At 66.1% G+C, this 12233-nt stretch carries 19 protein-coding genes; all 19 read left to right on the plus strand.

Features of this window, described 5'->3' with window-relative positions; all coding sequences use genetic code 11:
- Positions 1-170 precede the first annotated feature (170 nt).
- Positions 171-863, plus strand: coding sequence for a S24 family peptidase (locus tag N5D30_RS08095; RefSeq protein WP_279908541.1), 693 nt, complete (start codon positions 171-173; stop codon positions 861-863).
- A gap of 77 nt (positions 864-940) precedes the next feature.
- Positions 941-1147, plus strand: a complete 207-nt coding sequence (locus N5D30_RS08100; protein ID WP_279908542.1) for a hypothetical protein — start codon at positions 941-943, stop codon at positions 1145-1147.
- Positions 1144-1782: a hypothetical protein gene (locus N5D30_RS08105; RefSeq protein ID WP_279908543.1), complete on the plus strand. Its 639-nt coding sequence runs from the start codon at positions 1144-1146 to the stop codon at positions 1780-1782. The genes N5D30_RS08100 and N5D30_RS08105 overlap by 4 nt, the downstream gene beginning before the upstream one ends.
- 10 nt (positions 1783-1792) lie before the next feature.
- Positions 1793-2065 (plus strand): phage antirepressor KilAC domain-containing protein, encoded by a 273-nt coding sequence (locus tag N5D30_RS08110; RefSeq protein WP_279908544.1) that lies wholly within the window; start codon positions 1793-1795, stop codon positions 2063-2065.
- The gene (locus tag N5D30_RS08115; protein ID WP_279908545.1) at positions 2062-2430 is read left to right on the plus strand and encodes a hypothetical protein; all 369 of its coding nucleotides are present in this window, start codon (positions 2062-2064) and stop codon (positions 2428-2430) included. The genes N5D30_RS08110 and N5D30_RS08115 overlap by 4 nt, the downstream gene beginning before the upstream one ends.
- Positions 2427-2660, plus strand: coding sequence for a pyocin activator PrtN family protein (locus N5D30_RS08120; protein ID WP_279903483.1), 234 nt, complete (start codon positions 2427-2429; stop codon positions 2658-2660). The genes N5D30_RS08115 and N5D30_RS08120 overlap by 4 nt, the downstream gene beginning before the upstream one ends.
- Before the next feature lie 37 nt (positions 2661-2697).
- Positions 2698-3438 (plus strand): AAA family ATPase, encoded by a 741-nt coding sequence (locus N5D30_RS08125; protein WP_279908546.1) that lies wholly within the window; start codon positions 2698-2700, stop codon positions 3436-3438.
- Positions 3435-4004 (plus strand): 3'-5' exoribonuclease, encoded by a 570-nt coding sequence (locus N5D30_RS08130; protein WP_279908547.1) that lies wholly within the window; start codon positions 3435-3437, stop codon positions 4002-4004. The genes N5D30_RS08125 and N5D30_RS08130 overlap by 4 nt, the downstream gene beginning before the upstream one ends.
- Positions 4001-4699: a phosphohydrolase gene (locus tag N5D30_RS08135; protein ID WP_279908548.1), complete on the plus strand. Its 699-nt coding sequence runs from the start codon at positions 4001-4003 to the stop codon at positions 4697-4699. The genes N5D30_RS08130 and N5D30_RS08135 overlap by 4 nt, the downstream gene beginning before the upstream one ends.
- A gap of 27 nt (positions 4700-4726) precedes the next feature.
- Positions 4727-5347, plus strand: coding sequence for a DUF1566 domain-containing protein (locus N5D30_RS08140; protein ID WP_279908550.1), 621 nt, complete (start codon positions 4727-4729; stop codon positions 5345-5347).
- 62 nt (positions 5348-5409) lie between these two features.
- Entirely contained in the window at positions 5410-5982 is a 573-nt protein-coding gene (locus N5D30_RS08145; protein WP_279908552.1) for a DUF1566 domain-containing protein, read from the plus strand.
- Between the two features lie 104 nt (positions 5983-6086).
- Positions 6087-6446: a four helix bundle protein gene (locus N5D30_RS08150; protein WP_279903470.1), complete on the plus strand. Its 360-nt coding sequence runs from the start codon at positions 6087-6089 to the stop codon at positions 6444-6446.
- Between the two features lie 322 nt (positions 6447-6768).
- Positions 6769-7839 (plus strand): RNA-directed DNA polymerase, encoded by a 1071-nt coding sequence (locus N5D30_RS08155; protein ID WP_279908554.1) that lies wholly within the window; start codon positions 6769-6771, stop codon positions 7837-7839.
- On the plus strand, positions 7836-8069 hold the full coding sequence (locus tag N5D30_RS08160; RefSeq protein WP_279908555.1) for a hypothetical protein: 234 nt from the start codon (positions 7836-7838) through the stop codon (positions 8067-8069). The genes N5D30_RS08155 and N5D30_RS08160 overlap by 4 nt, the downstream gene beginning before the upstream one ends.
- The gene (locus tag N5D30_RS08165; RefSeq protein ID WP_279908556.1) at positions 8066-8722 is read left to right on the plus strand and encodes a hypothetical protein; all 657 of its coding nucleotides are present in this window, start codon (positions 8066-8068) and stop codon (positions 8720-8722) included. Before N5D30_RS08160 ends, N5D30_RS08165 begins: the two co-directional genes overlap by 4 nt.
- Complete coding sequence (locus tag N5D30_RS08170; RefSeq protein WP_279908558.1) at positions 8719-10272, plus strand: DNA cytosine methyltransferase; 1554 nt, start codon at positions 8719-8721, stop codon at positions 10270-10272. The genes N5D30_RS08165 and N5D30_RS08170 overlap by 4 nt, the downstream gene beginning before the upstream one ends.
- Positions 10269-10781 (plus strand): hypothetical protein, encoded by a 513-nt coding sequence (locus N5D30_RS08175; protein ID WP_279908559.1) that lies wholly within the window; start codon positions 10269-10271, stop codon positions 10779-10781. The genes N5D30_RS08170 and N5D30_RS08175 overlap by 4 nt, the downstream gene beginning before the upstream one ends.
- The gene (locus N5D30_RS08180) at positions 10778-11617 is read left to right on the plus strand and encodes a phosphoadenosine phosphosulfate reductase (RefSeq protein WP_279908560.1); all 840 of its coding nucleotides are present in this window, start codon (positions 10778-10780) and stop codon (positions 11615-11617) included. Before N5D30_RS08175 ends, N5D30_RS08180 begins: the two co-directional genes overlap by 4 nt.
- A complete protein-coding gene (locus N5D30_RS08185) occupies positions 11614-12081 on the plus strand; it encodes a hypothetical protein (protein WP_279908562.1) in 468 nt (155 codons plus the stop codon). Before N5D30_RS08180 ends, N5D30_RS08185 begins: the two co-directional genes overlap by 4 nt.
- The last annotated feature ends 152 nt before the right edge of the window (positions 12082-12233 follow it).

The following is a 12233-nucleotide window of genomic DNA, read 5'->3' on the forward strand; positions in this document are numbered from 1 at the left end:
GTTCTGAGGTGAAACCCCAGCCAAGCGTGCCAGTTCCGTGGCAGAACCGGCCGCCTTGATTGCGCAATCAAGCGCGGCAGTGGAGACGCTCATAGCCCACCTCAAACCAAACACGAAAACAAACAATACGTTTGTTAAAACAATCTGGCAAGAGGGTTAACATTCTGTTTATGGAAACTGACTTCGACACATCCCCCCAGGCGCGCGGCGCTCGCTTCGCGCAAGCCCTACAAAAGCGCGGCATAAAAGGCCGCGAACTGGCGCAGAAACTAGGCCTGGAGAACGACCAAAACATTACCAACTGGAAGAGCAGAGGCGTACCTCGCCGCTACCTGTTGGCCACTGCGAGGGAGCTGTTCGTCACGCCCGATTGGCTCGACACAGGAAAGAGACTAGATCCCAGGACTACAATCCCTCTCGAGGAGCTTCAAATACACGAAGCCAGGCAGATTCGGGAAATGAACATGATCCCGGTGCTTGGAAAGGCAATGCTGGGGGACAGTGGCTTTTTTGAGGTTATGGACTATCCAACAGGCCAAGGAGACGGATACCTGCATGCCATCAGCACCGACCCCGCGGCCTACGCTGTGCGTGTCGTCGGGCACAGCATGCGCCCGCGCATCAAGGACGGCGAGTTCGTGGTAATCGAGCCCTCAAAGAGCCCGCGTCCCGGCGACGAGGTGCTCATCCGCACTCACTCTGGCCGCTGCATGGTGAAAGAGTATCTCTACCATCGAAACGGCGCTTACTGTTTGGGCAGCGTCAATGAAGAGGTAGGCAATATTTACATCAACGATGAGGACGTAGCAGTCCTGCACCCCGTCGCCGGCATCTACAAGGCACAGATGCACTTCCCCGACTAAAACCAAACACTTTGTGTTGACCAAAAATCAAACATAGTGTTTGATTGTCGCGTACCCACTTACCAAGGGAACGCGACATGGCACAGCACACCCCCCACCAAGCCCGCCAGGTGCTCCTGCACCCGGCCTGCATCACCAACCCTGACGCCGTCAAAGCCGTCCAGCAGGCCACCGGCCGCCTGATCGTGCTCGACGGCGGCCGCCCCCGGCTCGCATCCACCCCGCTGAGCATCACCCTGCCCGCCTTCGAGGACTTCTCCGGCTTCGATGGAGGTGCGGCATGACTCCGGCCATCCAACTGCTGCTGATCCAGATCATGCAGCTCGGCGCCATGCTGGCCGCCGATCCGCGCTACATCGTCTTCGCCGAAGTCCAGGGGCACGTCCACCATGTGCGAGTGGCGATCTTCCCGGCCAACAGCAAGTGGGGCCAGGGCATCCCGCGCCCCAAGGAGATCGGCCTGGCCGAGGTCCGCTGGGAGCCCTACCGCGCCCCTGGCGATGACGACGAGATGTACGCCACCAAGCTGCAGCGCACCGAGCGCGAACTGGCGTTCATGCGTGCCGCCCTGCACGGCTACCTACCGGCGCCAGCGACGGAAGCCGAGGCACCGGCCGCGCAGGCCCAGGAACCCGACCTCTACAGCACGCTGGACGACTCCAGCGTCGCAGCCGTGCGCCGCCTGGCGCTGGACGGAGGTGATGCCGAGCTGCTGCTGATCACCGGGCCGCTCTCGCACACCGCCACGCTGACGGTGGACCGCATCGACCACCCCGAGGGCTACGCGCTCGAAGCCTCGCTGAGCATCCACAAGCAGCGCCACGCGCTGGCGCTCAAGCCGGGGGACGGGCTCTACCTGGCCCGGCTGTGCGAGTGGATCGAAGCCGCCGCCCTCGGGCGCCTCGCCGCAGCCGCTTGAGGGTCGCCCCATGAATCGCACCCTCAAGGCAGCTGCCCAGGCGCTGGGCATGAGCGAGAACGCGCTGCGCGCGTGGCTGCGCGAGCACAAGCACCTCAACCACGACGGCAGCCTGGCGGCGCAGCACGTGGCCGGCGGCCACCTGTTTGAGGAGCCGCGCACCACCCAGCCCCGCCAGCTCGGCTTCCGCAAGCACTACGCCGTGATCAAGGTCACCGAGAAGGGCCTCGCCTGGCTGGCTGCCCAGCTCCGCGTCGAGATCAAGAAGGACCACGTCGCATGAGCAAGCCGAACCCCATCACCGACGCCATCGGCGTGGTCAAGCTGGCCGACATGCACTACCGCAACCCCACGGCGGTCGCCGCCGAGGTGGTGCGCGACGCTGCGCGCGAGTGCATCGAGCGCCTGGAGAGCATCCCGGCCGAGGCACTCGCCCTGGTGACGCTCTACACCGCCCTGCTGGCCATCACCCCGCCGCGCTGGCTGCCGCACGTCACCCTCACCCACGACCCGGTGCGCCCGCTCGGCGCAGTGATTACCGACGAGGCCGGCAACATCGCCACCAGCGGCGCCGCCGGCACCGCCGAAGGGCTGGTGGAACTGCTGCAAGCCCGCCTCGCAGCCCGCCGCGGGGAGGTGTGGCCTTGAACACCCTCGAGCAACTGCGGCGCCGCTACCCGGCGAACTACATCACCGCCGAGCAGCTGCTGCAGGACCACCTCACCGACATCCCGAGCGTCCGCGCGCTGCTGCGGCAGCACCGGACCAAGAAGATCGACGTACCACTCACCCGCCAGCGCGGAGACCGCGGCCCCTGGGTCGTGTTCCTGCCGCAGCTGGCCGAGTGGCTCGACGCGCAAGCCGCGAAAGCGGCGTAACCGGGCCTTACCAGCCCACCACCAAGAGGCACAGCACATGCAACCCATCACCATCCTGTCCCTGCTCGGCGCCGCCCTGGTGCTGAGCCTGATCTGCCTGGGCCTGTACACCCGCCGGAGCGCGGCCAATGCGTTCTCCGCGGGCTACGACCACGGCCACAGCGACGCCCGCCAGCAGCTGGTCGAGCGCATCCGCATGATCGAGGGCGACCTCGAAGCCCAGCGCGCCACCGAGACCAACCTGCGCGCCGCCCACCGCCTGGACCGCGACGCGATCATGCGTGACTGCGACGAGCGCGTCGCCGCATACGCACGCCGCTCCCTGACCCGAGACGACCTCACCACACTGCGCATCATCGACAAGCAGTTGGCCGTGGCCGCGAAAACCTACCTCAACCTCAACCTCACCGAGCAGGCCCAACACCTCGCCACGGCCTCGCTCAAGCTGGCACAGCTGATCCAGCAGCTGGACGCAGCGCTGCCGCCGGCCGACGACATTCTCGCCTTCGCTGCCACCGTCCAGCCCAACGGCAAGAGCTGGCTGGTCTACGGCCCGCCGCGCTGCGGCAAGACGACCAACGCCAAGGCCATCGCCCAGGCGCTGGGCCTGACCGAGATCGTGGACGACTGGCAGCCCGGCATGCCGGCGCCCACGACCAAGGCCCTGGTGCTGACCAACCACGACGGCCCCACGACGCCCTTCTACCGCCGAGTGCTGAGCTACGAGCAGGCCATGAGCCTGGTCGCCTCCAAGGCCAAGCAGCCGGAGGCAGCATGATCAACCAGACCCACTTCGTTCTCGACCTCGAAACCATGGGCAAATGCTCGAATGCCGCCATCGCTGCAATTGGCTGTGTGTGCGTCCAGAACCTGCGAATCACCAACACCTTCTATCGCCGCGTCGACCTGAAAACCTCCCTGGAAGCAGGGCTCGCCGTTGACGCCAGCACGCTCTACTGGTGGCTGCTGAAAGATCGTGACGCGCAGCTGGAAATCGCCAACCCCGATAACGTGCCGCTGCTCGACGCTCTGCTGGACCTGCGGGGGTTCATGGGGGCGGCCCTGCCGGACCGCGTAGACCCACACGCCCTGCTGTGGGGCAAAGGCAGCAGCTTCGACAACGTGGTCATCGGCAACGCGTTCGACGCCTACGCCATCGCGCGCCCCTGGCTGTTCCGCAACGACCGAGACCTGCGCACCCTGCTGGCCCTCTATCCCGAGGCCGAGACGCTGCCGTTCGAGGGCATCAAGCACCACGCCCTGGACGACGCCAAGCACGAAGCCCGTCAGCTGATCATGGCCTTGCAGCTGCACCAGAAAGCGCAGCAGGGGGTGCCGGCATGAGCTGGATACTCACCAACAACGCAGTGCCGTTCAGCCTGCTGAACCCCGCCGCCGACATGGTCGTGGCAGCCGACCTGGCGCATGCGCTCAGCAACGTGTGCCGGTTCAACGGGCACAGCGCCTGGCACTACTCGGTCGCCCAGCACAGCCTGCTGGTGGCCGACCTGATCGCCCTGGAGGGCGGCAGCGCGGAGGAGCAGCTGGCCGGGCTGCTGCACGACAGCACCGAGGCATACATCAGTGACCTGACGCGCCCGCTCAAGCTGTTGCTGGCAGAGGCCACAGAAGCCAGCACCGAAGCCTGGCTGACGATCATCGCGGAGGCCGGCCTTGACCGGAACAAAGCAATGATCAGCGCCGCCAGCGCCCGCCTGCTGCCCGCGGACAACGGCGACGCGCTGACGCTGCTGCTGGACGTGTACCACCAGATCGAGCTGCGCATCTGGACAGCCATCTGCGAGCGCTTCGACCTCAACCCCGTGCTGCCCGCCAGCGTGAAGCGCGCAGACAGGGTCGCGCTCGCCACCGAGCGCCGCGACCTGCTGCCGGATCACCCGGCCGAGTGGGAATGCCTGCGCGGCGTCGATCCCATCCGCGAGCGGATACCGAAACTCCCGCAAGAGATCGTCCGCCAGCACTTCCACGACCGCCTGCTGCAGCTGCTCACCACCACCCACCGGCAGCGCTGCGCCTGACCCCATCCAGATTCGAGGTAACGACCAATGAGCATCATCACCACCATCAACGCCGCCCAGGTTCCCGCCCTCCGCTCGCCGCTGGGTGGCGGGTTCTTCATGGGCCTGTTCGGCCTGCAGGGCAAGACCTTCGCCCTGGTGCGCGCACCCAAGGCCCAGGGCTTCCACGCGGAAACGCGCTGGGGCGAGGCCGGCATCGTGATCCCCGGCGCCGCCAGCTGCGTCGACGGCTTGGCGAACACCCGCGCAATGGCCGAGGCCGGCTCCGCGCTGGGGGCCTGGGCACTGAGCCTGTCGATTGACGGCACCGAAGACTGGTACCTCGGCAGCCGCGACGAGATCGAACTGGTCTACCGCGCCTGCAAGCCGACCGGAGCGGAGAACTGGTGCAGCTTCCGCGACGGCGACAACCCCAGCAGCCTGCCGCCGGGCTACCTCTACACCCCGAGCGAGCCGGCGCAGAGCCCCGATGCCGCTTTTCAGGAGGGCAGTGAGGAGGCGCTGGAAGCGTGCAGCTACTGGAGCAGCACGCAGCACGGCCCGCTCAACGCGTGGTTCCAGTACTTCGACGTTGGCGGCCAGTACTACGCCCGCAAGGACTACGCCAGGCCGGCCTTCGCCGTCCGCAGAATCGAAGTCACCCCTTGACCACTTCGCTCTCCCAGCCGCGCGCGCAGCGCGCGGTCGGCTCCAGATTTGAGGACATGACCATGCAACACGAAATCACCCTGTCGGTCGGCACCACCACGCTGCTCACCAACAACGCCCTGCTCGCTCGCCACACCCTGGAACAGGAAACCGGCCTGGCCCCAGTGGAGGGCATCGTCGGCGTACTGCTCACCGCCAGCGAGTACCTGATTCCGCCCGCCATCGGCCAGCACTGGGAGGGCCAGGGCGGCACCTACGTCGGCGTGATCCGCGGCGAGAACGGCGCGCCGGACTACCACCTGATCGCACCGAAGCACGCGCAGATCGACTCCATCGTCTACGGCTCCGCCGGCCACCGCATCGAGGGCGCCAACCACCGCCGCGACGGCCTGGCCAACACCCGCGCCCTACTCGCCTCCGGTGTCGAGCACCCGGCCGCGAAGTGGGCCAGCGAGCAGCAGGCGGAAGGGCACGCCGATCTCTACCTGCCCTCGCAGGCCGAGGCGTTTCTCTGCTGGGCCAACATCCCCGAGCAGTTCGAGAACAAGGGCTGGTGGCTCACCAGCACGCAGAACGGCCCGAACTACGCGTGGATCCAGTACTTCGTCGATGGCCACCAGGACGGCGACCACTAGGACTACGCCAGGCCGGCCTTCGCCGTCCGCAGAATCGCAGTCACCCCTTCAGCACTTAACGCCCTTGAACCGCGCGCGTAGCGCGCGGTAGCGAGTTTTACAGCATGGCCATCGCCCAACACCTGCCGATCTACAAGCGCCTCGCTGAGCTGGCTCTGCTCGTTGCCGAGCTGAGCGCAGGCTGGCGCCGCCCCTTCGGGCGGACCCTCGGCGAGCGGGTGCTCAACGAGTGCTTCGACCTGAGCCTACTGGTTTTCCGCGCCAACAGCGCCACCGGCGCGGCGCGGGTCGCCTACATCCAGCAGGCGCTGGAGGGCATTCAGGTTGTCGAGCTTGCACTGCGGCTGGCGGTCGACCTCCGACTGCTGAGCCCCAAGCAGCACGGCCGCACCGTTGAACTGACCGATGACATAGGCCGGCAGGCCACAGGGTGGAAACGCAATGCCGCATCGCCAGAGGCATGAGGGTCACGGCCTTCATGACAGCGCGATTTTGATTCTGGTCGTGCCGCTGGCCCACAAGGCCACCGACATGCGCACCAGGGGAACCACCCGGCTTCGCCCGGGCAGGCCCCGCGCAGTTTCGCCGCTGATCGGCCTCGGCCTTCGGCGGTGCGACGTAGATAGCACGACCTGGCGCAGAACGGCCCGAACAACGCGTGGATCCAGAACTTCGACGATGGCAACCAGAACAACGACCACAAGGACTACGCCAGGCCGGCCTTCGCCGTCCGCAGCATCACCCGGTGCAGCCCCTGGCCATGCTGGATTTTCTATTGAGGCACTCATGCAGGCCTACCACGACTGCCGCCGCACCAAGCGCGGCAGCGCCTCGGCCCTTGCATTCGAGTTCAACTTGGAGCGCAACATCATGCAGCTTCACACCGAGCTGAACAGCGGCACCTGGCGCCCCGGCCCCTCCATCTGCTTCGTGGTCACCCACCCGAAGCCACGCGAGGTGTGGGCCGCGCCGTTCCCTGATCGCATCGTTCATCACCTGCTGTACAACCACGTCGGCGCGCGCATCGAGCGCACCTTCATTGCCGACTCATGCGCCTGCATCGAAGGGCGCGGCACCCTCTACGCCGCCGAACGCCTCGAGCGCAAGGCGCGCAGCATCACCGAGAACTGGCGCCGGCCGGCGCACTACCTCAAGTGCGACCTGGCGAATTTCTTCGTCAGCATCGACAAGCGCGTGCTCGCCGAGCAGCTGCGCGCCGCGATTCCGGAGCAACCCTGGCAGCGCCTGGCGCTTGAGATCCTTTGGCATGACCCGCGCGAGAACTACCAGCTGCGCAGCCCGGCTCGGCAGCTCAACCGCGTGCCGCAGCACAAGCGGCTGATCGCGCAGCCGGCCCACCTGGGCCTGCCCATCGGCAACCTCTCCAGCCAGTTCTTCGCCAACGTCTACCTCAACGCGCTGGACCAGTTCATCAAGCACCGCCTACGCGTGCGGCACTATATCCGCTACGTCGACGACTTCGTGCTGCTCCACCGCAGCCCGCAGCAGCTCAACGCCTGGCACGACCAGATCGAGGCCTTCCTCGCCGAGCGCCTGCACGCCCGCCTCAACCCCAGCAAGACCATCCGCCAGCCCCTGGCCCGCGGCGTCGACTTCGTGGGCCAGGTCATCCTTCCCCACCGCCGCATCACCCGGCGCCGCACAGTCGCCAACGCCCTGCGCCGGGCGGCCACCACGCCCGCGAGCGACCTGCGCGCCACCGCCAACAGCTACTTCGGCCAGCTGCGCCAGGCCACCCACAGCCAGACCGACCGCCGGCACCTGACCAAGGCCCTGCTGCTGCGCGGCCGCACCGTAGACCTGGCCATGACCAAGACCTTCAAGGGGGCCGCATGAACCGCCTACTGGACTTCCTGCTACCCCGCTTCATCACCGAGGACGTGGCGCTGGTAGATGCCGGAGACCATCTGGAGATCATCGGCCGTCTGGCTGATGCGCCACCCGGGTTCGTGCCCGCAGCCGTAGCCACCATCCGCAGCTTCAATTTGTTCGGCTGGGCCATCTGCCCCCGGATGATCGGCGAGCCGCGCGAGTGGCCCGAAAGCACGGAGAGTGACCAGGCATGACCACCATCAACGACCCGATGAAATCCATCATCAGCCTACACGGCCTCGGCTTCGTTCAGGTCCTGCTTCAGGGCGGCCAGCGGCTGCACGTCTGGCACCCGGATCTTCCGCGCCGCCGCTGCTTCGAGCACTCGGCCATCCACAATCACCGGTTCAGCTTCGAGTCCCAGGTGCTTGTCGGCCAGCAGATCAACATCAGCTACCACGCAATGCCTGCTCGCGAAGAAACGGCTACCCACCGGCTCTACCTGCACGAGGGCTCGCGCCAAGCCGGCGGCGGCCGGCCCTGGCAGCCGAATGCACCAGTGATCATGCGAGAGGGGAACCGACAGACCATCCCCGCAGGCCTGAGCTACCACTGGTACGCCTACGACTTCCACCGCACCGAGCCAGGCGGCGACGGGCGCGTCGCCACCCTCATGACCAAGCTGGGCGAGGGCACGCCTGGAGCTATGTCGAGCTGCGCGATCGGCGTCGAACCGGACAGCGACTTCGACCGCTTCCAACTCACCCCACCCCAGCTATGGGCCTATGTGGTCGACGTCCTTGGCGGCGCCGCTGTCTCCACAGCCATGCAGATCGCCCTGCATCCAGTAACCGACTTCCCTGTCGAGTTGGTCGCTGCCGACTTCTTCAAGGGGGATCGCACATGAACAACCTCTACCGCATTCACCCCCAGCCCAGCTTCAACTTCGGCGGCCTGGTCATCGATAACTTTGCCGGCGGCGGCGGCGCTTCCACCGGCATCGAAATGGCCCTGGGCCGGCCGGTCGATATCGCCATCAACCACGACCCCGAAGCAATCGCTATGCACGAGATCAACCATCCGCACACGAAGCACTACTGCGAGAGCGTGTGGGAGGTTGATCCGCGCGAGATCACCCAGGGCCGCCCTGTCGACCTGGCCTGGTTTAGCCCGGATTGCAAGCATTTCAGCAAGGCCAAGGGCGGCAAGCCGGTGAAGAAGGAGATTCGCGGCCTGGCCTGGGTGGCCATCCGCTACGCCGCCACCGTGCGCCCGCGCGTAATCATGTTGGAGAACGTGGAGGAGTTCGTCACCTGGGGACCGCTCGCCGATGGCCGCCCCTGCCCGAAGAACAAGGGCCGGACCTTCAACAGCTTCGTCAATGCTCTGCGCCGCCACGGCTACCAAGTGGAGTGGCGCGAACTGCGCGCCAACCAGTACGGCGCGGCCACCATCCGCAAGCGCTTGTTCCTGATCGCCCGGTGCGATGGCCTGCCAATCGTCTGGCCGGAGGCCAGCCACCTGCCAGCGAGCAGCCCTGAGGTGAAGGCCAAGCAGGTCAAGCCGCAGCGCCTGGCGGCGGACATCATTGATTGGTCGCTGCCCTGCCCGTCGATTTTCACCCGTAAGCGCCCACTTGCCGAAGCCACGCTACGCCGCATCGCACGCGGCATTCAGCGCTATGTGCTTGACACCGCGGAGCCATTCCTGGTCAAGGTCAACCACGGCTATGACTACTTCCGTGGGCAGCCGCTCGACGAGCCCCTACAGACCATCACCAGCAAGCTCGGTACCGGCATTGTTGTGCCCACACTGGTGCAGCTCGGTTATGGAGAGCGGGAGGGCCAAGCACCGCGCGCTCCAGGGCTGCAAAAGCCTCTCGGCACCATCGTAGCCGGCGGCGGCAAGCATGGTCTCGTCGCCGCCTTTCTCGCCAAGCACTACGGCGGCAACTACACCGGCCCGGGCGCGCCGCTGAGCGCGCCTGCACCTACGGTTACTACGGTGGACCATAACGCCGTGGTCACCAGCCACCTAGTCAAGCTGCGCAACAACTGCATCGGGCAGGACGTGCGCGAGCCGATCCACACCCTGACCACCGGCGGACACATGGGCGAAGTCCGCGCCTTCTTGCTCAAGTACTACGACACCGCGGTCGGCCAAGGCCTTGGCGAACCCCTGCACACCATAACCACCAAGCACCGCCTAGGCCTGGTGCTGGTCAAGGGCGAGCCATACCAGATCGTCGACATCGGCATGCGCATGCTTGAACCCCACGAACTCTATGCCGCCCAGGGATTCCCGGCCGAGTACATCCACGACCACACTCTGACCAACCCCAAGCTATCCAAGGCCAGCCAGGTCCGCATGTGCGGCAACAGCGTCTGCCCGCCGGTAGCTGCCGCCCTGGTCCGAGCGAATCTGGTCGAGCAGCAGCAGGGCGAGGTGGCGGCATGACCCCCAGCAAACAGAAGGCCGCCCTCCAGGGCTGCACCGCCATCGCGTGCAAGGTCTACGAGGCCGTCCCGATCCAAGAGGCCTGGCAACCAAGCCAGATCAAGCTGGCGCTCGCCGCCAGCACCCGCAGCAGCGCCGATCTGCACGTGATCCGCGGCTGCCTCAAGGCTCTGGTAGAAGCCGGACTGGTGCGAGAACACCCCCGCAGCCACTTCCGCCGCGTCGAGGTCCGCGAGCCCATCACCACCACCGCCAACACCCCGGAGCAACCCATGCGCGAATCGACCAGCAAGCCCGCCGCCGCCCCGGCCAAATCCTCTGTCGAGATGCTGGCCGACCTCGCCAGCCAGCTCTCGACGACCGGCAAACAGATGCAGCAACTGGCCCGGCAGATCGAGGAAGCCGCTCTGGTGGTGGCCCAGGAGCAGGAGTCGGCAGCGACCAAGCTCCAAGGCCTTAGCCAGCTGCAGACGCTGCTGAAAACACTGTCACAGGAAGTGCCGGCATGACAGGCCAAGACCTGATAATCGCCGCCTACGGCATGGGCACCAACAGCACCGCCTTGATCGCGGAAATGGTGCGCCGCGGCGAGCGTATCGACGCCATCCTGGCAGCCGACGCTGGTGGTGAGCGGCCATGGACGTATGCCTACCGCGACCTGTTCTCCGAATGGCTCGTCGAGCGCGGCTATCCCGCGATCATCACCGTCCGTAAGGGCGGACGGCAGGAGACGCTGGAAGAGGACTGTCTGCGCAAGGCGATGCTTCCCAGCTTGTCCTACGGCTTCAAGGGTTGCTCTCACAAGTACAAGATCGAGCCGCAGAACAAGTGGGTGAACAACTGGCCGCCAGCCCGTCAGGCCTGGGCGGCGGGCCGTAAGGTGGTCAAGCTGATTGGCTACGACGTAGACGAACCACATCGCGCCGCAATCCCGGAAGACGAGAAGTACCTCTACCGCTATCCACTGCTGGAATGGGGCTGGGGGCGCGAGGAGTGCATCGCAGCCATCACCGCTGCCGGGCTGCCGCAGCCGGGGAAATCGTCGTGTTTCTTCTGCCCGTCGATGACCAAGCCCGAGATACTGCAGCTCCGCGCAGAACATCCAGAGCTACTGACCCGCGCCTTGGCCATTGAGGCGACGGCGAAGGACGCCGGCAATCTGAAATCGATCAACGGCCTCGGCCGGAAGCTGAATTGGGGCGAATTCATAGAACTGGTCGACGAAGCAGAAGCCAACGACCCGAGCGCGTTTTTCCTTCGCCAACACGACTTCCCGAACCCGCCGCCGTGCGCGTGCTACGACGGCGCGCCTGCGGAGCCGGGTGATCTGGAGGATGCAGCATGAGCCGCCGCAAGCCCTACAACCACCGCGCGCGGCTGGAGCGGTACTACCGCTCGATGCTGCGCAACCACCATGTGGCCGTCATTGACTCTGAGGCAGCCCAGCTGCAGACGATGATCAACTGGAAGAACGCCTCGCTGATCACATCCAACAGCCGCCAGGCCATCGCCGGCGCGCTGTGCGATATCCCCCATCGGTGGTGCATCTACCTCGCCGCGCTGTGCTGCGACCAGCGGGGCGAGCGATACATGAAAAGCACCGAGGTGGCCCCGCACGGCGTCCACCTCGCCAAGGCCCTGAGCGAGATCATCGAGACCTACGGCGTCCAGCTGCGCGATGGCTGCAATCCGAAGCACAGCCCGGCCCTCGCATGGATCGCGATCCCTGATGACGTGACCCTCGATGAGGCCCAGGCCGCCCGCATCTTCGATGCCTTCGGCGCCTGGCCGAGCCTCGCGGCGGCTTGAAGTGGAGCGATTGACGATGAGCACAGCCGAAGCCCTGCCGCCAATCGACCACGACAAACTCAGCGAGCCGGAGATGGCCGAGCACCTCGGCATCACGTTCCGGGCGCTGCAGACCCGCCGCCTGAAAAAGAAAATCCCCTACGGCGTGTGGA

This window comes from Pseudomonas sp. GD03875, from assembly GCF_029840585.1.
Taxonomy (GTDB): Bacteria; Pseudomonadota; Gammaproteobacteria; order Pseudomonadales; family Pseudomonadaceae; genus Aquipseudomonas; species Aquipseudomonas paralcaligenes.